Raw genomic sequence first — 21,741 nt, 5'->3', positions numbered from 1 at the left:
GCGCGGCGCCGGTTGCGGACGCCCGCTGCCGCGCCCCCTGCCTCCTACCTCAGATGCGACGTGTCGTTCAGCAGCCTGAGCGACGTGTTCCCGTCCGCGTAGTACGCCACCGCGGACACCGACGCAGCCGAGAGTTCCATCCGGAACATGGCTTCCGGCGGGGCGCCGAGCGCCAGCCGGACCAGGGTCTTGATCGGCGTCACATGGGTGACCAGGAGGACCGTGCGGCCCGCGTAGCGTGCGGTGAGGCGGTCACGGGTGGCGGCGACGCGACGGGTGACCTCGGCGAAGCTCTCGCCACCGCCGGTGGGGGCCGCCTTCGCGGAGCCGAGCCAGGCGTCCAGGTCGGCGCCGTGGCGCTCACGCACCTCGGCGAACGTCAGCCCCTCCCAGGCGCCGAAGTCCGTCTCGCGCAGGCCGTCCTCGATCCGGACCTCCAGACCGAGCCGGGCCGCCACCGCGGCCGCCGTCTCGCGGCAGCGGCGCAGAGGGGAGCTGACGATCTCCTCGATCGTGCCCCGGGCGGCCAGCGCCCCCGCGACGAGTTCCGCCTGGCGGCGGCCGGTCTCCGAGAGTTCGGGGTCGCCGCCGCCACTGCCGGAGAACCGCTTCTCAGGAGTGAGGGCCGTCTCGCCGTGCCGGAGCAGTACGAAGGTGGCGGGCGCCCCGAGATCGGGCGCCGCACCCCAGCCGAGCCGCGGGGCGGACGGCGCCGCGGCCGGTTCCGCCGCCGTTCCGGCTCCCGGGCGGGCGGACAGTGCCGCACGGGCCCTGGCCGCACCCGCCGCCGCGTCACCGGGCGGGCCGGAGACGGGCGGCAGCTCGGCGGTCGTCGTGGGCCGCGGGGTGTCGAGGGCGGCCGTCGATGACGACGGCTCCCACTGCCTGCCGCGCCTGCCGGCGTCCATCGCCTCGTTGGCCAGCCGGTCCGCGTGCTTGTTCTGCTCGCGCGGGATCCACTCGTACGTGACGACGGAGGCCGGCAGGATCCTGGCGGCCTCCGCCGCGAGCGGCTTCATGTCGGGGTGCTTGATCTTCCAGCGGCCCGACATCTGCTCCACGACCAGCTTGGAGTCCATCCGCACCCGCACCCGCACCCGCGGCGCATCGTCCGCCGAGGCGTCCGGCACCAGTGCCTTCGCCGCCTTCAGGCCCGCGATGAGGCCCTTGTACTCGGCGACGTTGTTCGTCGCGACGCCGATGTACTCGGCGGCCTCGGCAAGGGTCTCCCCCGTCACCGGGTCGATGACGACCGCTCCGTAACCGGCGGGCCCGGGATTGCCCCGGGATCCGCCGTCGGCCTCGACGACGAGCTGGCGCGGCTGGGTCATTACAGGCCCGACTCCGCCGTACGGACCAGGATGCGGCGGCAGTTCTCGCAGCGCAGGACGGTGTCCGGGGAGGCCGCCTTCACATCGTTGACCTCGGTGATGTTCAGTTCGAGACGGCAGCCCTCGCAGCGGCGCTGGTAGAGGCGGGCGGCACCGACCCCGCCCTGCTGGACGCGGAGTTTGTCGTACAGCTTCAGCAGGTCCGCGGGGACGGAACCGGCGACGAGCTCGCGCTCCTTGGTGACGGTCGCGGCCTCCGCGTCGAGCTCCTTGGTCGCGGCGTCGCGGCGGGCGGTCGCGTCGTCGGTCTTGGCCTGGACGGCGGAGACCCGGTCGGACAGTTCGGCGACGCGCTCCTGGGCGGACTCGCGGCGCTCCATCACTTCGAGGACCACGTCCTCCAGGTCGCCCTGCCGCTTGGCCAGCGAGGCGATCTCGCGCTGGAGGCTCTCCAGGTCCTTCGGGGAGGTGACCGCGCCCGAGTCGAGGCGCTGCTGGTCGCGGGTGGCGCGCTGGCGCACCTGGTCCACGTCCTGCTCCGCCTTCGTCTGCTCGCGGGCGGTGTCGCTCTCCTCGGTCTGCGAGGCGACCAGCAGGTCACGCAGTTGCGCGAGGTCGCTCGTGAGCGTCTCGATCTCGGTGTGCTCGGGCAGCGACTTGCGCCGGTGCGCAAGCTGCGACAGACGTACGTCGAGGGCCTGGACGTCGAGGAGTCGGATCTGGTCGGCGGGCGCGGCGTTCAGTTGGGGGCTCCAGAAGAGTGGTGGGTGGTGGTGGTCCAGGGGTCGGTGACCTGCTTCGAGACATGGACCCGAAGGCCCCATCCATGGCGGTCGGAAATCGCGTCGAGCTGCGCCGCGGCCTGTTCGCACCAGGGCCATTCGGTGGCCCAGTGCGCGGCGTCGATCAGGCCGAGCGGGGAGTGCTGGATGGCTTCGGAGGCCGGGTGGTGGCGCAGGTCGGCGGTGAGGAAGGCGTCCACGCCCGCCGCGCGCACCGCGTCGAAGAGGCTGTCGCCGGAGCCGCCGCTCACCGCGACGGTGCGCACCGTCGCGGTCGGGTCGCCCGCGAGCCGGATGCCCTGCGCGGTGGCGGGCAGCCGCGCCGCCGCGCGGGCGGCGAAGTCGGCCAGGCTCTCGGGGTGGTCGAGCACACAGATCCGGCCGAGGCCGCGACGGCCCCCGGGATCGGCCGGGTCCGGTACGAGGGGGCCCTCCACGCGCAGGTCGAGCGCGCCGGCGAGGGCGTCGGAGACACCCGGATCGGCGGTGTCGGCGTTGGTGTGGGCGACGTGCAGCGCGACGTCGTGCTTGATGAGGGTGTGCACGACCCGGCCCTTGAAGGTGTCGGCCGCGACCGTCGTCGTACCCCGCAGATAGAGCGGATGGTGGGTGACGATCAGCTGGGCGCCGAGCCTGAGCGCCTCGTCGACGATCTCCTGGACGGGGTCGACGGCGAAGAGCACACGGTCGACCTCGGAACCGGGGTCTCCGCAGACGGTGCCGACCGCGTCCCATCCTTCGGCCCGCTCGGGCGGCCAGAGAGCGTCGAGCTCGGCGAGGACTTCAGACAGACGGGGCACAAGGAAAGGCTACCTGCCCTCCGTGCCCCGCCGCCCATGGCCTCGGCGACCCGTGCGGACGGGCCGGGGGCCCGCCGGGCCCGTCCGGCGGGAGGCCGCGGCGGCCCGGAGGACGACCGCGCGGCCCCCGGCGCCGTGAGCGGGGGCGCCGGGGGCCGCGCGCGTGCGTGCCCGGGGTCGTGCGGCCGACGGGCGGCCCGACGACGGAAACGGGGAAATCGCTACTTCACGAGGTCGGCGCGGAGGTCGTCGAGGACGAGATTCGCCGCCGTGACACCGAGTCCGAGATACCAGGTCTCGTCGGAGACGTCCTTGGCCCGGCCTTCCTTGACCGCCTTGAGGTTCTTCCACAGCGGGTTGGACTGGGTGGTGTCGCGCTTGGTGGCCTTCACGTCCCCGTAGACGCCGGTGAAGATCCAGTCGGCGTCGGCCTCGTCGATCTTCTCCGGGCTGATCTCCGCGGCGAGGTCGTCGATCTGCTGGTTCTTGGGCCGCGGCAGACCGACGTCCTCGAGGATCGTGCCGATGAAGGACGCCTTGGCGTAGAGCCGGATCCGGTCCGGCAGGTAGCGGACCATGGAGATGGTCGGCTTGTCCGGGCCGATGTCCTCGCCGAGCTTCTCGGCCTTCGCCTCGTAGTCGGCGAGCTCGCTCTTCGCCTTGGCGGTCTTGTCCAGCGCCGCCGCGTTGAGGAGGTAGTTCTCCTTCCAGGTGAAGCCCGGACGGATGGAGAACACGGTCGGCGCGATCTTGGAGAGGGCGTCGTACTTGTCCGCGGCGCGCAGCTGGCTGCCGAGGATCAGGTCGGGCTTCAGGCCGGCGATCGCCTCCAGGTTGAGGTTGTTGATCGTGCCGACGTTCTTGGGGTTGCCCGCGTCCTTCTTCAGGTACGAGGGAATGGCCGCGTCCCCCTCGGAGGGGGCGTAGCCCACCGGCTTGACGCCCAGCGAGACCACGTTGTCGAACTCGCCGACGTCCAGCACGACGACGCGCTTGGGAGCGGACTTGATCTCGGTCGTGCCCATGGCGTGGGTGAGGGTCCGGGGGAACTGGCCCGCCTTGGCGTCCGTCCCGTACCCCGCCGTCTTCTTCGCGGCGTCACCGAAGTCCTTGCCGCCCGTCGCGACGGCCGCCTTCTTGTCACCGCCGCCCTCGGACTTGGCCGAGCCGGCCGAGCCCCCGTCGTCGCTGCCGCAGGCCGAGAGGGAAAGGGCGGCGGCCACCGCCAGGCCGACTGCGGCAGTACCGCGGCGACGAAGGGACATCACTTGCTCCAGTCGAGATCACACAGCTTGCTTAGGAATGCCTAACCTTAGTCACCCGCTTCGCGGCGAGCACAGGCACCCCCTCCCGCTCAGGCGAATCCAGCCATCACCACCCTTATGTGTGAAGAGACAGGTCTCGCGTTGTTCGGCAGGAAGTGCGAAAACTAGCTTCGGTTGCCGGAGGTGACCAGTCCATGACTGCCTGTGCCATCGAGAACGGGACCGGGGGACCGGCCGGGGCTGCCGGGGAGACGTCCCCGGCGGACGACGAGCCGGTCGCGACCGGCGGGGCGGAGATCTCGCACGAGCAGGCCGCCGCCCCCGGTACGTGGGGCGGATCCGCCACGCCCTGCGGGGCAGCCCCCGCCCCGGCCTCGTTCACGATCGCCGCCGACGGTTCGTACGCGGCCCGGCTCGCCCTGCGCGATGTCGCCACGGAGCCGTCCGACGAGGCCACCCGGGCATGGTTCGTGGAGCGCTGGACCCTCGACGGGCACGAGCCGTACGCGGTACCGCTTCCCCTGGACCAGCCGGAGGAGCCGGACTCCGAAGTACTGCCGCTGACCGACGGACGGGTGCTGATCCGGCGCCGGGTCGCGGACCGGCATGCCTTCTCGCTGCTCTATCCGACCGGTCCCGGTACCGGTGAACTGCCCCTCGGCGCGGTCGGATGCGCGGATCTGACCCTGTTGCCGCCGTCACCGGACGGCGCGAGCGCGTACGCGCTGTCCGTCGGCGCGCACTCGACCACCGTCTGGCTGGTGGCGGGCGGCGCCCTCGGCCCCGAGCGGGTCGCGGAAGTGCCGGGGTTCTGCTCCGGCGGGATCTGGCTGGACCGGGCGGGACGGATGCTGGCCCTGGACCGGGAGATGCCGGGCGGCGGTCCGGTCAAGGCGGTCGCCGTGGACCTGGAGCGGGGCGGCGGGACGACACCGCTGCTGCAGATCGCACCGGACAGCAACGACCGGCTGCTGCTGGCCGACGCGGACAGCGGGCTGCTGCTGATCCGCTCGGACGCGCCGGGGCACGACCGGCTCGGATGGGGGGTGCTGGGCAGCTGTCTGCCGGTGCGGTTCCCGGAGTGCCTGAGCCCGGCGGATGTCGCGGTGACGCCGTTCGCCGTCCAGCCGGGGCAGACCCTGATGCCGGAGAGCTGCGCGGTGGCGCTGCGGATCGACGGGACGGGGGGCAGCTGGGTCGGGGTGTGGCGTCCCAGGGGGCGCCGACTGCATCAACTCGCCGCACCCGAGGGGTGGCAGGCCGGTCGCGGGGTGTGGACCCGGGACGGCGTGCTCAGACTTCCGTACGCCAACGAGAACGTGGCGTGCGGGGTGGCGCTGCTGGAGGCGCCGGAGGAAGGGGAACACGGCGCGGAACCGGCGAAGGAGGCGGGCGGGGAAAGCGGTATGCAACCGTCCGCCGCCGCTGGGACTCTTCCTGTGTGCAGGCCGGTTCCACTGGCGCAGGCGCCTCTCACAGGACGCACGGCGCCCGCCGGAGCGGTCGGCGATCCAGGGGGGCGGGCACCGTCCCCGAATCGGTGGACACTCTAGAATCCTGGGCCTGGGCCACGCAGCCGTCGCCGACGGCGACCGTGCCGTGTCGCGGTGGCGTGATCGGCCCTGGTGACACACACGTAAGCGATCACAACGGGGTGACTTCCCACATGTCTGAAGCCCGAACCGACACGACCCAGACGCATCCGCCGGTGGCGGACGCGGAACGGGCCGAAGCCGGCGGCTCCGGAAAGCACCGAGGGGGTGTGTCGGCGGAGGACGCGTCGGCACAGCCGCACGGCCGCCACCGGCGCCTCTCCGAGGGGGACGGCCGGGCGGCCTGACCGCGCGGAACATCAACGAGGGACGGGTGGGCCCCGGCAGCCGGACGGCTGCCGGGGCCCACCCGTGCCCGTGCCGGTCAGCCCCGCTTCAGGCCGAGCACCTCGGCCGCGGCGAAGGTCTCGTTCGGCGGCCGGTCCTCGTAGTGGGGGGAGATCAGCTCGTCCAGCTCGTCGAAGGAGAACGTCTCCTTCGACGAGTCGAACTTGGCCGCCACCCTGGGGCGTTCGACGATCGCGACCATCCCGCCGTGCACGACGAGCAGCTGCCCGTTGACCTTGGCCGCCGCCGGGGAGGCCAGATAGCCGACCAGCGGTGAGACGTGCTCGGGGGCGAGCGCGTCGAGCCGGCCGTCCGCCGGTTCCTGGAAGCCCGCGAAGACGTCCTCGGTCATCCGGGTACGGGCCCGCGGGCAGATGACGTTGGCGGTGACGCCGTACTTGGCCAGGGCCAGGGCCGTGGAGGTGGTGAGGCCGACGATGCCGCCCTTGGCCGCCGCGTAGTTCGGCTGGCCCGCCGATCCGGCCAGGAACGCCTCCGAGGAGGTGTTGACGATCCGGCCGTAGACCGGGCCGCCGGACTCCTTGGAGCGGGCGCGCCAGTGGGACGCGGCGAAGTGCGTGGTGTTGAAGTGCCCTTTGAGGTGGACCCGGATGACGGAGTCCCATTCGTCCTCGGTCATGGAGAAGATCATCCGGTCGCGCAGGATCCCGGCGTTGTTGACCAGGATGTCGAGCTTTCCGTAGGTGTCGACGGCAAGCTCCACCAGGGCGCGTGCCTGGTCGTGGTCGGAGACGTCGCCCAGGTGCGCGACCGCCCGCCCGCCCGCCGCCCGGATCTCCTCGGCGACCTCCTCGGCCGGGGTCGCCGACGCCTCGCCCGAGCCGTCGCGGCCCGGCTGCCCGTAGTCGTTGACGACGACGGACGCGCCGAGCCCCGCCAGTTCCAGTGCCTCGGCGCGTCCGAGGCCGCGGCCCGCGCCCGTGACGATCGCGGACATGCCGTCCAGGGGAAGTGACATCGGAATCTCGGAGTCCTCTCAACTGGGAACAAGGAGGGAGCAGGGCGGGATCAGAGTTCGACGCAGGTGCGCAGCGACTCGCCGGTCCTCATCTGGTCGAGGGCGTCGTTGATGCCGTCGAGCCGCACCCGGTGGGTGATCATCGATTCCAGGTCGATCCGGCCGGCCCGCCAGAGCGCAATGGCCCGTTCGTACGACCGGAGCACGTCCCCTCCCCCGTACATGGAGGGCAGGATCCGCTTCTCGTCGAAGAACAGCTCGAACATGTTGGCCTGGAAGTTGTCGTCCATCGCGCCCGCGCCGACGATGCAGAGGGTGCCACCGCGCCGGGTGTTCTCGTACGCCGTGCGGGCGGTGGCGGACTTGCCGACGACCTCGAAGACGTAGTCGAAGCCCTCGCCCGCGGTGATCCGCTGCTTGGCGTCGGTGAGTTCGTCCGGGGACACGGCCTCGGTCGCGCCGAACCGCAGCGCCGCCTCGCGCCGGGAGGCCACCGGGTCCACGGCCACGATCTGGGCGGCGCCCCGCACCCTGGCGCCCTGGATCGTGGAGATGCCCACTCCTCCGCAGCCGATGACCGCGACCGACGAACCCGTCTCCACCTGTGCGGTGTTGATCGCCGCTCCCAGCCCCGTCGTCACCCCGCAGCCGATCAGTGCGGCGATCTCGAACGGCACGTCGTCGGGGATCGGCACCGCGCAGCCCGCGCCGACCACGACCTCCTCGGTGAAGGTGCCGGTGCCCGCGAAGCCGAAGACATCTCCCCCGGGGCGCTTGAAGTTGGGGGTGCCTGCGTTCATGAAACCGGCCAGGCAGAGGTGCGTCTGGCCGCGCTTGCAGGACGGGCACGCCCCGCAGGCGGGCAGCCAGCAGACCAGCACCCGGTCCCCCGCGCTCAGCCCGGTGACGCCGTCGCCGACGTCGACGACCTCGCCCGCGCCCTCGTGGCCCGGGATGAAGGGGGCGGGCTGCGGCAGCACCCCGTTCATCGCGGAGACATCGGAGTGGCACAGTCCGGTGGCCCGGATGCGGAGCCTCACCTTGCCGGGGCCGAAGCCCACCGCCTCGACGTCGTCGAGGACCTCCAGTTTGTCCTGACCGATCTCGTGCAGTACGGCTGCGCGCATGGTGCGGCTCCCCTCGTGGGTCCGTGGACCTCTTGGAGTTGGTTCAGGAGTGTTCGACGAAGGTGTCGCCGAGGACCGGGGCGTCGTCCCGCTCGGCGGCCCGCACCTCGACCCGGACGCGGTCCTCGCCGGTCCACATCCGGATGCGGAGGGTCTCGCCGGGGAAGACGACCCCGACGAAACGCGTGCGGTAGGAGCGGATACGGGTCACGTCGCCGCCGAGCACCGTGTCGGTGACGGCCTTCAGTGTCATTCCGTAGGTGCACAGCCCGTGCAGGATCGGCCGGTCGAAGCCGGCCAGCCGGGCGAACTCGGGGTCGGCGTGCAGCGGGTTCCAGTCCCCGGACAGCCGGTACAGCAGCGCCTGGTCGGGCCGGATCGGCCGCTCCACCACATGGTCGGGCGCGGCCTCGGGACTCGCGGCCCGTTCGGACGGTCCGCGATCGCCGCCGAAGCCGCCCTCGCCCCGGACGAAGATCTGGGCGTCGTTCGTCCACAACGGGCCCTCGCCGTCGGCGGCTTCGGTACGCAGCACCAGTACGGCCGCCTTGCCCTTGTCGTACACCGCGGCGACCTTCGAGGTCTGTACGGCGGTGCCCTTCACGGGGATCGGCCGGTGCACGCGTACGGACTGCCCGCCGTGCAGGACGGCGGCCAGGTCGACGTCCACACCGGGTGAGGAGAGCCCGCCGACGACACCCGCGCCCGCCCCCGCGACGGTGGCGAAGGAGGGCAGCACCTGGAGCCGTGACTCCAGGGTGTAGCGCAGTTCACCGGGGTCGGTGGCCGGGTCGGCCCGGCCGGGATCGGCTCCGGCGCCGATCCCCAGGTGGTAGAGCTGCACGTCCTTGTGGTCCCAGCTGATCCGGGTGGACCGCGGTTCGGCGGCGACAGCCTTTTCGGCATCGATGGGCATGGGGAAGCCGCTCCTTGATGGTGGGAAGACCTCGGCGCGGCCGTCCGCACCGTCGGCCGCACCGAGGTCGTGCGGGACCGGCCGCCACGCCCCGTTCTAGAACGCGTTCTAGCCGGTGACCCCATGTATAACGCAGCGCCCAGCAGTTGTGAAGACCACTGCTGACGCTGCGTCAGATCCGTTGGCGCCGCCCACCCATGACAAATGTCATCGCGAAGTCCGTACGCACACCCCTGCCGGGCCCCGGGCCCCGTTCCATAGCGTCGTGGCCATGAATCAGACAACGGGGAGTCAGGCCGCGGTGGTCCTCACCGGGGCGGTCAAGACCTTCGGCCGGGCGGGCCGGACCGTACGGGCCGTGGACGGGATCGACCTGTCCATCGGCCGCGGCGAGACCGTCGCCCTGCTCGGCCGCAACGGCGCGGGCAAGTCCACCACCATCGCCCTCCTGCTGGGGCTGGACGAGCCGGATTCCGGCAGTGTGCGGGTGCTGGGCCGGACCGCCGAGCAGGCGGTCCGGGCCGGGCTGGTCGGCGCCATGCTCCAGGACGGGCGGCCCATCCAGCGGGTCACCGTCCGCGAACTGATCACCTTCGTCGCCTCGACCTACCCGCGGCCGATGCCGGTGGCCGAGGCGCTCTCCCTGGCGGGCGTCACCGAGTACGCGGACCGGCGCGTCGACAAGCTCTCGGGTGGCCAGACCCAGCGCGTCCGATTCGCCGTCGCGCTGGCCGGCAACCCGGAGCTGATCGTCCTGGACGAGCCGACCGCCGCCCTGGACGTGGAGGCGCGCCGGACGTTCTGGGAGTCGATGCGGGCCTACGCCCGGCGCGGCAACACCGTCCTGTTCTCCACCCACTATCTGGAGGAGGCCGACGAGAACGCCGACCGGATCGTCGTCATCGACCGGGGCCGGATCGTCGCGGACGGGAACGGCGACGCGATCAGGGGCTCGGCCGGCAGCAGCCTCGTCTCCTTCGACCTGGCGGGCCGGCCGACCGAGGGCCTGGAACTGCTCCCCGGCGTCGTCACCGTCGAGGTGACCGGGGACCGGGCGCTGCTGCACACGGACGACTCGGACGCCACCGTCGTGGAGCTGGCCCGCCTCGGCCTGATCCGCGGCCTCCAGGTCTCCCGGGCCACGCTGGAGGACGCCTTCCTCTCCCTCACCGCACCGGCCGCCGGGGCGGCCCCGACCGACACCGAGAAGGAGATCGCGTGATGTTCCGCTACATCGTGCTGGAGGTCCGCCGGACCCTGCGTGACGGCTTCTTCCTGATCTTCGGGACCGGGATGCCGGTGATGATGTACCTGCTCTTCACCAACATCGGCGGTGGCGCCGACGATGGCTGGAAGACGGCCTCGATGGTCGGCATGGCCGCGTACGGAGCACTGGGTTCCGCCATGTCGATCGGTACGGGGGTCGCCTCCGACAGGACCCTCGGCTGGCTGCAGCAGCTGCGGGTCACTCCGCTCGCCCCTTCGCACGCGGTCGTGGGCCGGGCGATCAGCGGTTCGGTGACCGTACTGCCGACGATCCTCACGGTGCTGCTGGCCGGCGGACTGGTCAACGGGGTACGGCTGTCCGCCTGGCAGTGGACCGCCCTGACGCTGCTGCTGTGGATCGGGGCGCTCCCCTTCACCCTGCTCGGTCTCGGCAACGGCTACCGGCTCACTCCGCAGGGCACCGGGGTCGTCAACATGGCCTGCCTGATGGGCTTCGCGATCGCCGGCGGGCTGTGGTTCCCCCTGGAACTGCTGCCCGGATGGCTGCGTTCGATCGGCCGGTTCACCCCCGCCAACCGGTTCGCCGACCTGGGCTGGGCGACCACCGACGGACACGCGCCCGGCACCGGCACGATCACCGTGCTCTGCGCGTGGCTCCTGCTGTTCGGTACGTACGCCGTGATCTCGTACCGTCGGTCCGCCAGGACCGTCTGACAGGAGTGGACATGGCCAGGAACCGGACGGATCGGTGGACAAGTACGCATCGGGAACGGCGCGCACAGCGATGTGAGAACCGGCGTCCGGGCCCGCCCGGGCCGTACACCCTGCTGCCCTGGCTGCTGATGGGCATGGGCGCCTTCTCCAACCTCTTCCAGGGCGAGGCGCCCAACCCCTGGCTCGGCGGTGTCGGGCTGTTCGTCTTCAACTCGCTCTACATATCCGTGGTGTTCCGCGGCTTCGACAAGAAGAAGCGCGAGAGCCCGGTGTCGTACCGGCTGCTCGCGGCGATGGCCGTGGTCACGTTCGGGCTCGCGATCGGCTACGGCGGAAGCTGGCTGCTGTTCTTCCCGCTGCTCTCGCTGGCCTGCGGCACCATACTGCGCAACCGGCGGCTGGCCGCCGGTCTGCTCTCGCTCTCCGTGGCGGCCACGATCACCGCCGTGTGGCGCGGGGACGGCGGCTCCACCCCGTGGACCATCGGGTACGGCACCTTCATCTCCGGCGCCGTGACCGCCGCGATCCTCACCCTCGCGGAGACCGTGATGGAACTGCGCGCGACCCGGCAGGAACTGGCCCGCACCGCCGTCGAGAAGGAGCGTCTGCGGTTCTCCCGCGATCTGCACGATCTGCTGGGACACACGCTCTCCGTGATCGTGGTCAAGTCGGAGGCCGCGCGCCGACTGGCACCGCGCGACATGGATGCGGCACTCCTCCAGGTCGCGGACATCGAGTCCGTCGGCCGCCAGGCGCTCACCGAGATCCGTGAGGCCGTCACCGGCTACCGCGAGGGGAGCCTCGCCACCGAACTGGACCGGGCCCGCTCCGCGCTGGCCGCCGCCGGGATCGAACCGGTGCTCCGCCGCTCCGGACCGCCGCTCGCCCCGCAGGCGGAAGCGCTGCTGGGCTGGGTGGTGCGGGAGGCCGTCACCAATGTCGTACGTCACTCCCGCGCCACCACCTGCACGTTCGTGGTCGACGGCACACCCGGACGGGTCCGGCTCACGGTCACGGACGACGGCTACGGACCGGACCCCGAGGCACCGGCCACACCCGGCATCGGCGGCACCGGACTGACCGGTCTGAACGAGCGCCTCGCCGCGGCGGGCGGCTTTCTGGAGGCCGGCCCGGGGCCGGGGCGCGGCTTCGTGCTCACCGCCCAACTGCCGGTGGACGGGCCGGACCCGGCGGACGGGAATCCGGCCGCCGGACGCACCCCGAGCCATACGCTGGGCCCGTGAACGAGATGCCGCAGGATCACCGTCCGACCACGTCCGTACGCGTCCTCCTCGCCGAGGACCAGGGGATGATGCGCGGCGCGCTCGCGCTGCTGCTCGGGCTGGAGCCGGACATCGAGGTGGTGGCCCAGGTGGCGGCAGGGGACGAGATCGTGGACGCCGCCCTGCTCTCCCGCCCCGATGTGGCGCTCCTGGACATCGAGCTCCCCGGCCGCAGCGGTCTGGACGCCGCCGCCGATCTGCGCGAGGAGGTGCCGGACTGCCGGGTGCTGATCCTCACCACGTTCGGCCGCCCCGGCTATCTGCGCCGCGCGATGGAGGCCGGGGCGGCGGGGTTCCTGGTCAAGGACGGACCGGTCGAGGAGCTCGCCGACGCGATCCGCCGGGTGCTGAGGGGCGAGACGGTCATCGACCCGGCGCTGGCCGCCGCCGCGCTCAGCGCCGGTCCCAACCCGCTGACCGCGCGGGAGCGGGACGCGCTGAACGCCTCGGTGGACGGGGCGGCGGTCGCCGACATCGCGGCGAAGCTGCATCTGTCCGAGTCGACGGTGCGGAACTATCTGTCGTCGGCGATCGGCAAGACGGGGACGCGCAACCGGATGGAGGCGGTGCGCGCGGCGCGGCAGCAGGGGTGGCTTTAGACCGACCGGCACATGGGGGGTGGGTTGAGGAGCGGGGCCGGACGGCTCCGTCCGGGTCAGTGCGGAGCGGACCGGTGGCGCGGCAGCCAGAGCGCCATCAGCAGCAGCCCGCCCAGCAGCACCGTGCCGGCCGTGCGGAACGCCAGCGCGTACCCGGCGGTGAGTTCCGCCGGCCCGGTGCCACCCGCGGTGCGTGCCGCGGCGACGGTGGAGAGCGCGGCGAGACCGAGCGCACCGCCCATCGTGCGGGAGGTGTTGACGAGGCCGGAGACCAGACCGGATTCACCGGGGGCCGCGCCCGTGATGGCCAGCGAGGCGAGCGGGGTGGACGCCAGGCCGGCACCGGCCATCATCAGGACGCCCGGCAGACAGACCGAGGTGAGATAGGAGCCGTCGGCCCCCATCGTGGACTGCCAGCCGAAGCCCGCGGCGGCCGAGGCCGTACCGATGAGCGCCAGGTTCTTCGCACCGACCCGGGCCATGACGCGGGGCGCGCACTTCGATCCGAGCACGACGGCCAACGACGTGGGCATCAGGGCGAGTCCGGCCTCCAGCGGGGTGTAGCCCAGCACGGTCTGGGCGTACACCGTCATGAAGTACCACATGGAGAACGTCGCGGAGCCGATCACGAACATCGCCGCGTTCGCCGAGGTCACCGCCCGCGCACCGAGCACCCTGAGCGGCATCAGCGGCTCGGCCGTCCCGGCCTCCACCGCCACGAAGGCGATGAGCACGGCCACCCCGCCGAGCAGCGGCACCAGGGTCGCGGCGGCGGCCCAGCCCGACTCCTCGGTCTGCACGATGCCGTACGCGACGGAGGCGAGGCCCACCGTGACGAGGACCGCGCCCAGGAGGTCGATCCGCCTCCGCTCGCCCGCCCGTCCCTCGGCGAGCCAGAGGGCGGCACCGGCCAGGACGAGTACACCGATCGGCACATTGATCAGCAGCACCCACCGCCAGGAGAGCAGATCGGTGAGCGCTCCGCCGATCAGCCCGCCCGCCGCGCCGCCGCCCGCACCGACGGCCATCCAGGTGCCGATCGCCTTCGTCCGGGCCGGGCCCTCGGGGACGGCGGCGGTGAGCAGGGTGAGGGTGGCGGGGGCGAGCACGGCGGCACCGAGCCCCTGCGCGGCACGGGCGGCCAGCAACTGCCAGCCCTCCTGGGCGAGTCCGCCGCCCAGGGAGGCCGCGGTGAACAGCCCGAGGCCTATGAGGAACATCCGCTTGCGCCCGTATATGTCGGCGGCCCGTCCGCCGAGGAGCATGAATCCGGCGAACGCGATCGAGTAGGCGTTGAGCACCCACTGCAGTCCCGTCGCGCTCATCCCGAGGTCGGAGCGCATGGACGGCAGGGCGACATTGACGACGGACACGTCGAGCACGACGAGGAACTGGCCGGTACAGGCGGCGAGCACCGCCGCCCAGGTGCGGGGCCCGGGTCGGTGCAGCCGGGGTGCGGGGGTCGTGACGTCAACCATGCCGGTCATCCTCGCAGCCGTACCGGGGCCCGTACATCGGCAGGGGCTGTCCCCGGTCCGGCGGCGTGGCGGGACGCGTGCCGACCGTCAGCGTCGCAGCAGCGTCACCACCGCCGCGCCGCCGAGCCCGATGTTGTGCGCCAGACCGACCCGCGCGTCCTTCACCTGCCTGTCCTGCGCCTCCCCCCTCAGCTGCCAGGTGAGTTCGGCGGCCTGCGCGATTCCGGTGGCGCCGAGCGGGTGCCCCTTGGAGATCAGCCCGCCGGAGGGATTGACCACCCACCGGCCGCCGTACGTGGTGGCCCCGGACTCGACGAGCTTCCCGGACTCGCCCTCGCCGCACAGGCCGAGCGCCTCGTACGTGAGGAGTTCGTTGATGGAGAAGCAGTCGTGCAGCTCGATGACGTCGAGGTCGGCGGCCGAGAGCCCCGAAGCCTCGTACACCTGCCGGGCGGCGGCGCGCGACATCGGCTGTCCCACGGCGTCGATGCAGGTGCCCGAGGCGAAGGAGTCGTCGGTGTCGGTGGTCATGGCCTGGGCGGCGATCTCGACCGCCCGGTCGCCCAGGCCGTGGCTCTCGACGAAGCGTTCCGACACGACGACCGCGGCGGCCGCCCCGTCGGAGGTGGGTGAACACTGGAGTTTGGTCAGCGGCCGGTGGATGGTCTTCGCGGCGAGGATCTCCTCGACCGTGTACGGGTCCTGGAACTGGGCGTACGGGTTGTTCACCGAGTGCCGGTGGTTCTTCGCGCCGACCGCGGCGAGCTGGGCCTCGGTCGTCCCGTACCGCTCCATGTGCTCACGGGCCGCGTTGCCGAAGATCTGGGCGGTGGGCGGGCTCGCCCCGAAGCCGTGGGCGGCGGCCATGATCCCGTAGTGCCGGGCCACCGGCGATGTCCTGAAGTCCGAAGCCCCGCCGTCGGCGCCGCCGCCACCGAGCGCGCCGCGCGCCATCTTCTCGAAGCCGAGCGCGAGGACGCAGTCGCTGCCGCCGCCCTCGACGAACTGCCGGGCCGTCATCAACGCGGTGGACCCGGTGGCGCAGTTGTTGTTGATGTTGTAGACGGGCACTCCGGTCAGCCCGAGTCCGTACACGGCGCGCTGACCGGCGGTGGATGCCTGGAAGCAGTAGCCGACGACAGCCTGCTGGATCTGGTCGTAGGTGAGCGAGGCATCGGCGAGCGCCGCCGTCCCGGCCTCCTTCGCCATGTCCCAGTACTGCCAGTCGCGGGTCTCGGGCTTCTCGAACTTCGTCATGCCGACACCGACGATGTACGCCTTCATGAGCTTCATCGGCTTCATGGGTTTCATGGGCAAGTCCCTTCAATCGCGCGGGAGGCCGAGGATGCGCTCGGCGACGACATTGAGCTGAACCTGGGTGGTGCCGCCCGCGATGGTCAGACAGCGGGACATCAGGAAGCCGTGCACGGCCCGCTCCCCCGCGCCTTCGCCGATCGCGCCGGCCGGGCCGAGGAGTTCGAGGGCCAGTTCGGCGACCTTCTGCTGATGGGTGGTCTGGACGAGTTTGCGGACGGAAGCCCCCGCGCCCGGTTCCAGACCGGACACCTGCCGCAGGGTGGTCCGCAGCCCGATGCAGGCGAGTGCGTGGGCCTCGGCGGCGAGTGCTCCGATGCGGGCCCGGTACGTGCCGTCGAGTTCGCCGGAGCGGGCGATCAACGCCTCCAGGCCGGTGTCGAAGGTCATCTGGTCGGCCATGTGGACGCGTTCGTTGCCGAGGGTGTTGCGGGCGACCCGCCAGCCGTCGTCGATCTCGCCGACGACGGCGTCGGCGGGCAGCAGGACGTCGTCGAAGTACACCTCGTTGAAGAGGGAGTCGCCGGTGATCTCCTTCAGCGGGCGGATGTCGATGCCCTCGGTGTTCTTCATGTCGACGAGGAAGTAGCTGAGTCCCCGGTGTTTGGGGGCGTCCGGGTCGGTCCTGGCCAGCAGGATTCCGTGGTCGGCCGATCGGGCGGCGCTCGTCCACACCTTCTGTCCGTTGATCCGCCACCCCTCCTCGGTCCGCTCCGCCCTCGTGCGGAGCGAGGCGAGATCGGAGCCCGCGCCGGGTTCGGAGAACAGCTGGCACCAGAGAAGTTCGCCGCGCAGGGTGGGCAGCACATAGCGCTCCTGCTGCTGCGGCGTCCCGTGGGCGAGGAGCGAGGGCACCACCCAGGTGGCGATCCCGAGATCGCTCAGCTTCACCCCCTGAGCCCTCAGCTCCTGCTGTACGGCCAGCTGTTGGACGGGGCCGGCGCCCAGACCGTAGGGGGCGGGGAGGTACGGGGCGGCGTGGCCGGTGGGCGCGAGGGCGCGGCGGGCGGCCTTCGGGTCGAGCCCCCGGGCGGTGGCCACGGCCTCGCGCGCCTCGGCACGGTGGGCGGCGGCCTCGGCCGGGAGTTCGAGGACGAGCTCGCGGCGCGCCCCGCCCTCGGCCAGCCGGGCGGCCCGCAGCCGGTGGGCGTCGCCGGCCCCCAGCAACTGCCGGGCCACCAGGGCCCGGCGCAGATACAGATGGGCGTCGTGTTCCCAGGTGAAACCGATGCCGCCGAGGATCTGGACGCAGTCCTTGGCACAGCCGTAGGCGGCGTCGAGGGCGTCCGACGCGGCGAGGGCGGCGACCATCGACCGTACGTCCGGGTCCTCCTCGTCGGCGGCGCGGGCCGCGTCCCACACCAGCGCACGGGCCCGCTCGACCCGTACGAGCATGTCGGCGCAGAGGTGCTTGATGCCCTGGAACTGCCCGATGGGGCGGCCGAACTGTTCGCGGACCTTGGCGTATTCGGCCGCGGTGTGCAGCGCCCTGGCCGCGGTTCCGCACGCTTCGGCGGAGAAGAGGACGGCGGCGAGGTCACGGACGTGCGCCGTGTCGGTCCGTACGACGCGCCCTGCGGGGACGAGTACGCCCTCGGCACGGATCTCGGCCGTGGGGCGGGTCGGGTCGGCGCCGCGGTGCGGGCGGACGGTCAGCCCTCGGCGGTCGGCGTCGACGGCGAACCACAGGGTGCCGGTGGCCGTTTCGGCGGAGAGCAGGAGGAGGTCGGCGTCGGCGCCGGAGAGGACCGGCGGGGCCGTGCCGTCGAGGAGATGGCCGTCCCCGTGCTCCACGGCGGTGAGGGTGCCGGGGCCGAGGGCGACGGCGCCGATGCGCGTACCGGCCGCGAGGCCGCGTACCTGTTCGTCCGCGCCCGCCGCGTGCAGTACGGCGGAGGCGAGGGCGCTCGCGAGGTACGGACCGGGGAGCGCGGCCCGGCCCGCCTCCTCCAGCACCACGGCCAGATCGAGGAGTTGACCGCCCCCGCCGCCGCAGGCCTCGGGCAGATGGATGGAGAGGAGGCCCTGTTCGGCGAGCCCGTCCCAGTATCCGGGACGAACACCGGGGGCGCCGGGGGCGTCGGCGTCGAGGAGCTTGCGGATCTCCTCGGGCGGTACGGCGCGTGCCAGCCACCCCCGTACGGCCTGCGCCAACTCCTTCTGTTCTTCGGTGATTCCGATGCCCATGCGGATCCTCGCCGGTCGCAGCCACTGGAACGGCGCAAGAGTAGAACACGTTTCATTCTGACGGAAGGTCAGCGCAGGGCCGGATGGAGGCCGGTGGGGCGGCCGGAGAAATGACCGGGGAACGGCGGGGGGCCGGTCGGTGAACGCACAGAGGGGCGGTTCGGGGCGGCCGGATCGGCGCACGCTCCGGGCCGAGTGCGCGGCCGTGCCTCGTTCGCGCCGTCGTGCCCCGTTCGCTCCTCGTTCACCGGAATACCCCGGCGACAAGGAAGGTTTCACCCTGCACATACTTGGCGGTCGGCGCTGCCCGCGCCGGATCCGCACCCCGTTCCACACCCTCGATCACGCCGCCCGGAGGCCGCACGGATGCCACAGCCGACGAACGAACAGCACAGCGGGGAACTCCCCGATCCGCGGCCGCGCAGGGCGGGCGGCGGGGTCGTCCCCGTACTCGCCTTCGCGGGTATCACCGTCGCGGTGATGCAGACCCTGCTCGTCCCCGTCATCAAGGACCTGCCCGCCCTTCTGCACACCGATCCGTCCAACGCCACCTGGGTGATGACCGCGACCCTGCTCGCGGGGGCCGTCGCGACCCCGATCATGGGGCGGCTCGGCGACCTCTACGGCAAGCGGAAGATGCTGCTCGCCAGTCTCGCCGTGATGGTGATCGGTTCACTGATATGCGCCTTCACCGACGATCTCGTGATCATGATCGTGGGGCGCGCGCTCCAGGGTTTCGCCATGGGTGCCATTCCGCTGGGCATCGGCATCATGCGCGACGAACTGCCGCGCGAGAAGCTCGGCTCGGCGATGGCGCTGATGAGCTCCTCGATCGGGGTGGGCGGTGGACTCGCGCTGCCCGCCGCCGCGCTGGTGGCCCAGCACGCCGACTGGCACACCCTGTTCTTCGGCGCGGCCGGTCTCGGCGTGCTCTCGATGGCGCTCACCGTCCTCGTCGTACCGGAGACCACGCTGCGCGCTCCCGGGCGGTTCGACCTGATCGGCGCGCTCGGGCTCTCCCTCGGCCTGGTCTGTCTGCTGCTGCCCGTCACCAAGGGCAGTGACTGGGGCTGGACCTCGGGCAGTACGCTCGGGCTGATCGCCGCCGCCGTGGTGATCCTCGTCCTGTGGGGCCTCTTCGAGCTGCGCAGCCCGGCTCCGCTGGTCGATCTGCGGACCACGGCCCGGCGCGAGGTGCTGCTCACCAACCTCGCCTCGATCATGGTCGGGGTCGCGTTCTACGCCGTCTCGCTCGTCCTGCCGCAGCTGCTCCAGCTGCCGGAGTCGACGGGGTACGGACTCGGCCGGTCGATGGTCGTCGCGGGTCTGTGCGTGGCGCCGCTGGGTCTGACGATGATGTTCGTCGCCCCGCTGTACGCCCGGTTGTCCGCCCGCCGGGGCCCCAAGGTCTCACTGATGCTCGGCATGCTGATCATCGCGATCGGCTACGGGGCGGGGCTCGGGCTGATGAGCGCCGCCTGGCAGACCGTCGTGATCGCGGTGGTGCTCGGGGCCGGTATCGGACTCGCGTACTCCTCGCTGCCCGCGCTGATCATCGGAGCCGTGGATCCGTCGGAGACGGGTGCGGCCAACGGTCTGAACACCTTGATGCGGTCGATCGGCACGTCGGTGTCCAGCGCGGTGATCGGCATGGTGCTGGCCAACACCTCGGTGCGGACGGGCGGGGTGTCGCTGCCCTCGATGGAGGGATTCCGCATCTCGTTCCTGATCGCGACGGGCGCGGTGGTGGTCGGGCTGGTGCTGGCCTCGTTCCTGCCGTCGCGGCGCGAGGCCATGCGCCCGGCCCTGCTGGCGAGCAGCGACGACGACGCGCCGGTCGCCGCACGCTCCGCCTCCCGCCCGGTCACCGGCTCGGGCGGCTTCCGCGGCCGGGTGCTGGACGCGGACGGTGCGCCGGTGGCCCGCGCCAATGTCACGCTGATCGACCACCGGGGCCGGCAGGCAGGTCTCACCGTGGCGGACGAGGACGGCCACTACATGCTGGCTGCACCGTCCGGCGGCAGCTACGTGCTGGCCGGATCGGCCGCCGGGTACGCGCCGCGCGCCCGGCCGGCGGTCTACCCGGGCAACGGACTGCCGGTCGACGCGGACCTGGTGCTGACGGCCGGGGCCTCCCGCCTGGATCACGCCGGGCTCGCGGGCCCCGGCACCGCACCCTGATCCGGTCCGATCCGCCCTGATCCGGCCCGGTCCGGACGATGGGCCTCAGCGCACCGGGGCGTCGAACCGCGGTGTCGTCGTGAGCAGATGAGAGACGTCCGACCCCGCCAAAAGCTCCTGCGGCCGCGCGCCGCGGGTGAACAGCCGGGCGGGGTGGGCGCCCTGCACCCGGGCCTGGCGCCCGTCGACCCGCAGCCAGGAACCCTCGCGCAGGCCGAGCACCGGTACGTCGTTCTCCTCCAGGAACTCGGTGAGCCGCTCCTCACGGGTCTCGCCCTTGTGGGTGCTCTCCGGGTCCGGGTCCAGGTAGTGCGGGTTGATCTGGAAGGGGACGAGGCCGAGGGTCTCGAAGGACGGCGGCTGAACGATGGGCATGTCGTTGGTCGTACGGAGGGTGGGCGCCGCCATGTTCGTCCCCGCGCTGGCGCCCATGTACGGCAGCCCGCCGCGCACCGCTTCGGTCACGGCGTCCCGCAGACCGGTCCGGTACAGGGCGCTCAGCAGCCGGAAGGAGTTGCCGCCGCCGATGAACACGGCGTCGGACGCGGCGAGTTCGGCGACCGGGTCGGCGTTCTCGTGGACCCCTCGGACGCTGATGCCGGACGGCTCGAGGGCGTCGCGGACGCGCGTGGTGTACGCGGTGTAGTCGGCGAGCGCGTAGGGGACGAAGGCCAGCCGGGCGCCGGAGGGCAGGAACGCGGTGACGGTGTCGAGGGCGTGTTCCAGATAACCACGCCCGTACTGGGTGGAGTTGGAGAGCAGCAGCAGATTCACAGGATTCCTCTTGGTTCTGTTCCGGTTCTTGGTTCTGTTCCGGTTCATCGGTCGGTGCGCGGGCGGCGGGCGCGGGGCTTCGGCCGCTGCGGGGGCTGGGTCAGCCGCCGCTCCAGCAGCTGGGCCGCGTGGCGCAGGGCGTCGAGCCGGTCCTCGGGCGCTCCGCGGAAGAGTTCCTCGGCGCCGCCGAGGCTGAGGCTCCCGTACGGCTCGCGCCCGAGGAACACCGGTACGGCGACGGTCGCGATGCCGGTGTCGTACTCGCCGACCGTAAAGGCGTACCCCTGGGCGCGGACCTTGAGGAACTCCTCCTCCAGCCGGTCCGGGTCGGTCACCGTCCGGTCGGTGAAGCGTGCCATCGGGCGGCCCCGGAAGAGCCGGTGGCGCTGGTCGTCGGGCAGATACGCGTAGTACGACTTGCTGGTCGCCCCGGCGTGCGCCGGGTAGAGCTCGCCGACCAGCGGGTAGTAGCGCAGCGGCCCGGCCTCGCCCTCCTCCGCGGCGACGCACCGCATGTGGAAGCTGTCCGGCAGGCAGAACAGGACGGTGTCGCCGGTGACCCGGCGCAGCTCCTCCAGGACCGGCCCGGCCAGCAGCTCCAGCGAGCCGGAACGCTCCCAGAGCCTGCCCAGGCGCAGCACGGCGGGGCCGATGCGGTAGCGGCGGGTGGCGGGGTCGGAGACCAGGAAGCCGCGCCCGGCGAGCGTGGCGAGCAGCCGCTGGGCCACCGAGGTGTCCCAGCCGAACTCCTCGGCGACCTCGGTGACGCCCCAGTCGGGCCGGGTCCGTTCGAAGGCGAGCAGCACCAGGAGCGCCCGGTCGACGGTTTGCAGCGCCCCGGCGGGGGTGCGCCGGTCCAGATCGAAGTCCGCCATCGTCATCTCACCATTCAGACCTGAATTGC

General features: G+C 72.2%; 19 protein-coding genes. 7 read left to right on the top strand and 12 right to left on the bottom strand.

The genetic code is table 11. The annotated features are described in order from the left end of the window. Positions 1 to 44: 44 nt before the first annotated feature. The 4 genes from ACIRP2_RS03865 to ACIRP2_RS03850 all read right to left on the bottom strand — a co-directional run bounded on the left by ACIRP2_RS03865 (position 45) and on the right by ACIRP2_RS03850 (position 4,178). Positions 45 to 1,331, bottom strand: a complete 1,287-nt coding sequence (locus tag ACIRP2_RS03865; RefSeq protein ID WP_404246221.1) for a bifunctional RNase H/acid phosphatase — start codon at positions 1,329 to 1,331, stop codon at positions 45 to 47. After that, positions 1,331 to 2,074 (bottom strand): zinc ribbon domain-containing protein, encoded by a 744-nt coding sequence (locus ACIRP2_RS03860; protein WP_404247157.1) that lies wholly within the window; start codon positions 2,072 to 2,074, stop codon positions 1,331 to 1,333. Before ACIRP2_RS03860 ends, ACIRP2_RS03865 begins: the two co-directional genes overlap by 1 nt. Continuing rightward, a complete protein-coding gene (locus ACIRP2_RS03855; RefSeq protein WP_404246219.1) occupies positions 2,071 to 2,913 on the bottom strand; it encodes a Nif3-like dinuclear metal center hexameric protein in 843 nt (280 codons plus the stop codon). The genes ACIRP2_RS03860 and ACIRP2_RS03855 overlap by 4 nt, the downstream gene beginning before the upstream one ends. A gap of 221 nt (positions 2,914 to 3,134) precedes the next feature. Next, positions 3,135 to 4,178 (bottom strand): ABC transporter substrate-binding protein, encoded by a 1,044-nt coding sequence (locus ACIRP2_RS03850; protein WP_404246216.1) that lies wholly within the window; start codon positions 4,176 to 4,178, stop codon positions 3,135 to 3,137. 194 nt (positions 4,179 to 4,372) lie between these two features. Here ACIRP2_RS03850 and ACIRP2_RS03845 point away from each other — a divergent pair, with 194 nt between their 5' ends. Beyond that, positions 4,373 to 5,731, top strand: coding sequence for a hypothetical protein (locus ACIRP2_RS03845; protein WP_404246214.1), 1,359 nt, complete (start codon positions 4,373 to 4,375; stop codon positions 5,729 to 5,731). A gap of 113 nt (positions 5,732 to 5,844) precedes the next feature. Beyond that, the gene (locus tag ACIRP2_RS03840; protein WP_404246212.1) at positions 5,845 to 6,018 is read left to right on the top strand and encodes a hypothetical protein; all 174 of its coding nucleotides are present in this window, start codon (positions 5,845 to 5,847) and stop codon (positions 6,016 to 6,018) included. Between the two features lie 77 nt (positions 6,019 to 6,095). On the opposite strand, the gene ACIRP2_RS03835 is transcribed toward ACIRP2_RS03840, so the two are convergent. Genes ACIRP2_RS03835 through ACIRP2_RS03825 form a run of 3 tightly spaced genes read right to left on the bottom strand, consistent with a single transcriptional unit; the run spans position 6,096 to position 9,080 of the window. Further along, complete coding sequence (locus ACIRP2_RS03835) at positions 6,096 to 7,037, bottom strand: 3-oxoacyl-ACP reductase (protein WP_404246210.1); 942 nt, start codon at positions 7,035 to 7,037, stop codon at positions 6,096 to 6,098. A gap of 50 nt (positions 7,038 to 7,087) precedes the next feature. Continuing rightward, positions 7,088 to 8,164 carry a Zn-dependent alcohol dehydrogenase gene (locus tag ACIRP2_RS03830; protein ID WP_404246208.1) on the bottom strand — a complete coding sequence of 359 codons (1,077 nt, stop codon included), beginning with the start codon at positions 8,162 to 8,164 and terminating at the stop codon, positions 7,088 to 7,090. 43 nt (positions 8,165 to 8,207) lie between these two features. Then, positions 8,208 to 9,080: a MaoC/PaaZ C-terminal domain-containing protein gene (locus ACIRP2_RS03825; RefSeq protein ID WP_404246206.1), complete on the bottom strand. Its 873-nt coding sequence runs from the start codon at positions 9,078 to 9,080 to the stop codon at positions 8,208 to 8,210. A gap of 271 nt (positions 9,081 to 9,351) precedes the next feature. Between ACIRP2_RS03825 and ACIRP2_RS03820 the strand changes: the two genes are divergently transcribed. The 4 genes from ACIRP2_RS03820 to ACIRP2_RS03805 are packed head-to-tail and all read left to right on the top strand — an operon-like array spanning position 9,352 to position 12,903. Next, a complete protein-coding gene (locus ACIRP2_RS03820; RefSeq protein ID WP_404246204.1) occupies positions 9,352 to 10,302 on the top strand; it encodes an ABC transporter ATP-binding protein in 951 nt (316 codons plus the stop codon). Further along, positions 10,302 to 11,021, top strand: a complete 720-nt coding sequence (locus tag ACIRP2_RS03815; protein ID WP_404246202.1) for an ABC transporter permease — start codon at positions 10,302 to 10,304, stop codon at positions 11,019 to 11,021. The genes ACIRP2_RS03820 and ACIRP2_RS03815 overlap by 1 nt, the downstream gene beginning before the upstream one ends. A gap of 11 nt (positions 11,022 to 11,032) precedes the next feature. Next, complete coding sequence (locus tag ACIRP2_RS03810; protein WP_404246200.1) at positions 11,033 to 12,265, top strand: sensor histidine kinase; 1,233 nt, start codon at positions 11,033 to 11,035, stop codon at positions 12,263 to 12,265. Positions 12,266 to 12,270: 5 nt separating this feature from the next. After that, a complete protein-coding gene (locus ACIRP2_RS03805; protein ID WP_404247155.1) occupies positions 12,271 to 12,903 on the top strand; it encodes a response regulator in 633 nt (210 codons plus the stop codon). Between the two features lie 56 nt (positions 12,904 to 12,959). On the opposite strand, the gene ACIRP2_RS03800 is transcribed toward ACIRP2_RS03805, so the two are convergent. The 3 genes from ACIRP2_RS03800 to ACIRP2_RS03790 all read right to left on the bottom strand — a co-directional run bounded on the left by ACIRP2_RS03800 (position 12,960) and on the right by ACIRP2_RS03790 (position 17,882). Then, positions 12,960 to 14,390: an MFS transporter gene (locus tag ACIRP2_RS03800; RefSeq protein ID WP_404246197.1), complete on the bottom strand. Its 1,431-nt coding sequence runs from the start codon at positions 14,388 to 14,390 to the stop codon at positions 12,960 to 12,962. A 78-nt stretch (positions 14,391 to 14,468) separates the two neighbouring features. Further along, positions 14,469 to 15,665 carry a lipid-transfer protein gene (locus ACIRP2_RS03795; RefSeq protein WP_404247153.1) on the bottom strand — a complete coding sequence of 399 codons (1,197 nt, stop codon included), beginning with the start codon at positions 15,663 to 15,665 and terminating at the stop codon, positions 14,469 to 14,471. Between the two features lie 39 nt (positions 15,666 to 15,704). Further along, on the bottom strand, positions 15,705 to 17,882 hold the full coding sequence (locus ACIRP2_RS03790) for an acyl-CoA dehydrogenase (RefSeq protein ID WP_404246195.1): 2,178 nt from the start codon (positions 17,880 to 17,882) through the stop codon (positions 15,705 to 15,707). Positions 17,883 to 18,248: 366 nt separating this feature from the next. Here ACIRP2_RS03790 and ACIRP2_RS03785 point away from each other — a divergent pair, with 366 nt between their 5' ends. Next, positions 18,249 to 20,063: an MFS transporter gene (locus tag ACIRP2_RS03785; RefSeq protein ID WP_404246193.1), complete on the top strand. Its 1,815-nt coding sequence runs from the start codon at positions 18,249 to 18,251 to the stop codon at positions 20,061 to 20,063. 45 nt (positions 20,064 to 20,108) lie between these two features. Here the strand turns inward: ACIRP2_RS03785 and pepE are convergent, their stop codons facing one another. Beyond that, positions 20,109 to 20,837 (bottom strand): dipeptidase PepE, encoded by a 729-nt coding sequence (pepE, locus tag ACIRP2_RS03780; protein ID WP_404246191.1) that lies wholly within the window; start codon positions 20,835 to 20,837, stop codon positions 20,109 to 20,111. Positions 20,838 to 20,881: 44 nt separating this feature from the next. Continuing rightward, positions 20,882 to 21,712, bottom strand: coding sequence for an IclR family transcriptional regulator (locus tag ACIRP2_RS03775; RefSeq protein WP_404246189.1), 831 nt, complete (start codon positions 21,710 to 21,712; stop codon positions 20,882 to 20,884). Positions 21,713 to 21,741 lie beyond the last annotated feature (29 nt).

The sequence above is a fragment of the Streptomyces sp. NPDC101194 genome (assembly GCF_044767885.1).
GTDB lineage: Bacteria > Actinomycetota > Actinomycetes > Streptomycetales > Streptomycetaceae > Streptomyces.
This window is presented reverse-complemented; position numbering and strand designations above follow the sequence as displayed.

What these genes read in the sequence shown, in the direction of transcription:
- ACIRP2_RS03845 (WP_404246214.1), top strand. Translation starts at nt 4,373, where the DNA reads ATGACTGCCTGTGCCATCGAGAACGGGACCGGGGGACCGGCCGGGGCT.
- ACIRP2_RS03815 (WP_404246202.1), top strand. Translation starts at nt 10,302, where the DNA reads ATGTTCCGCTACATCGTGCTGGAGGTCCGCCGGACCCTGCGTGACGGC.
- ACIRP2_RS03840 (WP_404246212.1), top strand. Translation starts at nt 5,845, where the DNA reads ATGTCTGAAGCCCGAACCGACACGACCCAGACGCATCCGCCGGTGGCG.
- ACIRP2_RS03865 (WP_404246221.1), bottom strand. Translation starts at nt 1,331, where the DNA reads ATGACCCAGCCGCGCCAGCTCGTCGTCGAGGCCGACGGCGGATCCCGG.
- ACIRP2_RS03795 (WP_404247153.1), bottom strand. Translation starts at nt 15,665, where the DNA reads ATGAAGGCGTACATCGTCGGTGTCGGCATGACGAAGTTCGAGAAGCCC.
- ACIRP2_RS03810 (WP_404246200.1), top strand. Translation starts at nt 11,033, where the DNA reads ATGGCCAGGAACCGGACGGATCGGTGGACAAGTACGCATCGGGAACGG.
- ACIRP2_RS03800 (WP_404246197.1), bottom strand. Translation starts at nt 14,390, where the DNA reads ATGACCGGCATGGTTGACGTCACGACCCCCGCACCCCGGCTGCACCGA.
- ACIRP2_RS03775 (WP_404246189.1), bottom strand. Translation starts at nt 21,712, where the DNA reads ATGGCGGACTTCGATCTGGACCGGCGCACCCCCGCCGGGGCGCTGCAA.
- ACIRP2_RS03820 (WP_404246204.1), top strand. Translation starts at nt 9,352, where the DNA reads ATGAATCAGACAACGGGGAGTCAGGCCGCGGTGGTCCTCACCGGGGCG.
- ACIRP2_RS03805 (WP_404247155.1), top strand. Translation starts at nt 12,271, where the DNA reads ATGCCGCAGGATCACCGTCCGACCACGTCCGTACGCGTCCTCCTCGCC.
- ACIRP2_RS03850 (WP_404246216.1), bottom strand. Translation starts at nt 4,178, where the DNA reads ATGTCCCTTCGTCGCCGCGGTACTGCCGCAGTCGGCCTGGCGGTGGCC.
- ACIRP2_RS03785 (WP_404246193.1), top strand. Translation starts at nt 18,249, where the DNA reads ATGCCACAGCCGACGAACGAACAGCACAGCGGGGAACTCCCCGATCCG.
- ACIRP2_RS03790 (WP_404246195.1), bottom strand. Translation starts at nt 17,882, where the DNA reads ATGGGCATCGGAATCACCGAAGAACAGAAGGAGTTGGCGCAGGCCGTA.
- ACIRP2_RS03835 (WP_404246210.1), bottom strand. Translation starts at nt 7,037, where the DNA reads ATGTCACTTCCCCTGGACGGCATGTCCGCGATCGTCACGGGCGCGGGC.
- ACIRP2_RS03830 (WP_404246208.1), bottom strand. Translation starts at nt 8,164, where the DNA reads ATGCGCGCAGCCGTACTGCACGAGATCGGTCAGGACAAACTGGAGGTC.
- ACIRP2_RS03825 (WP_404246206.1), bottom strand. Translation starts at nt 9,080, where the DNA reads ATGCCCATCGATGCCGAAAAGGCTGTCGCCGCCGAACCGCGGTCCACC.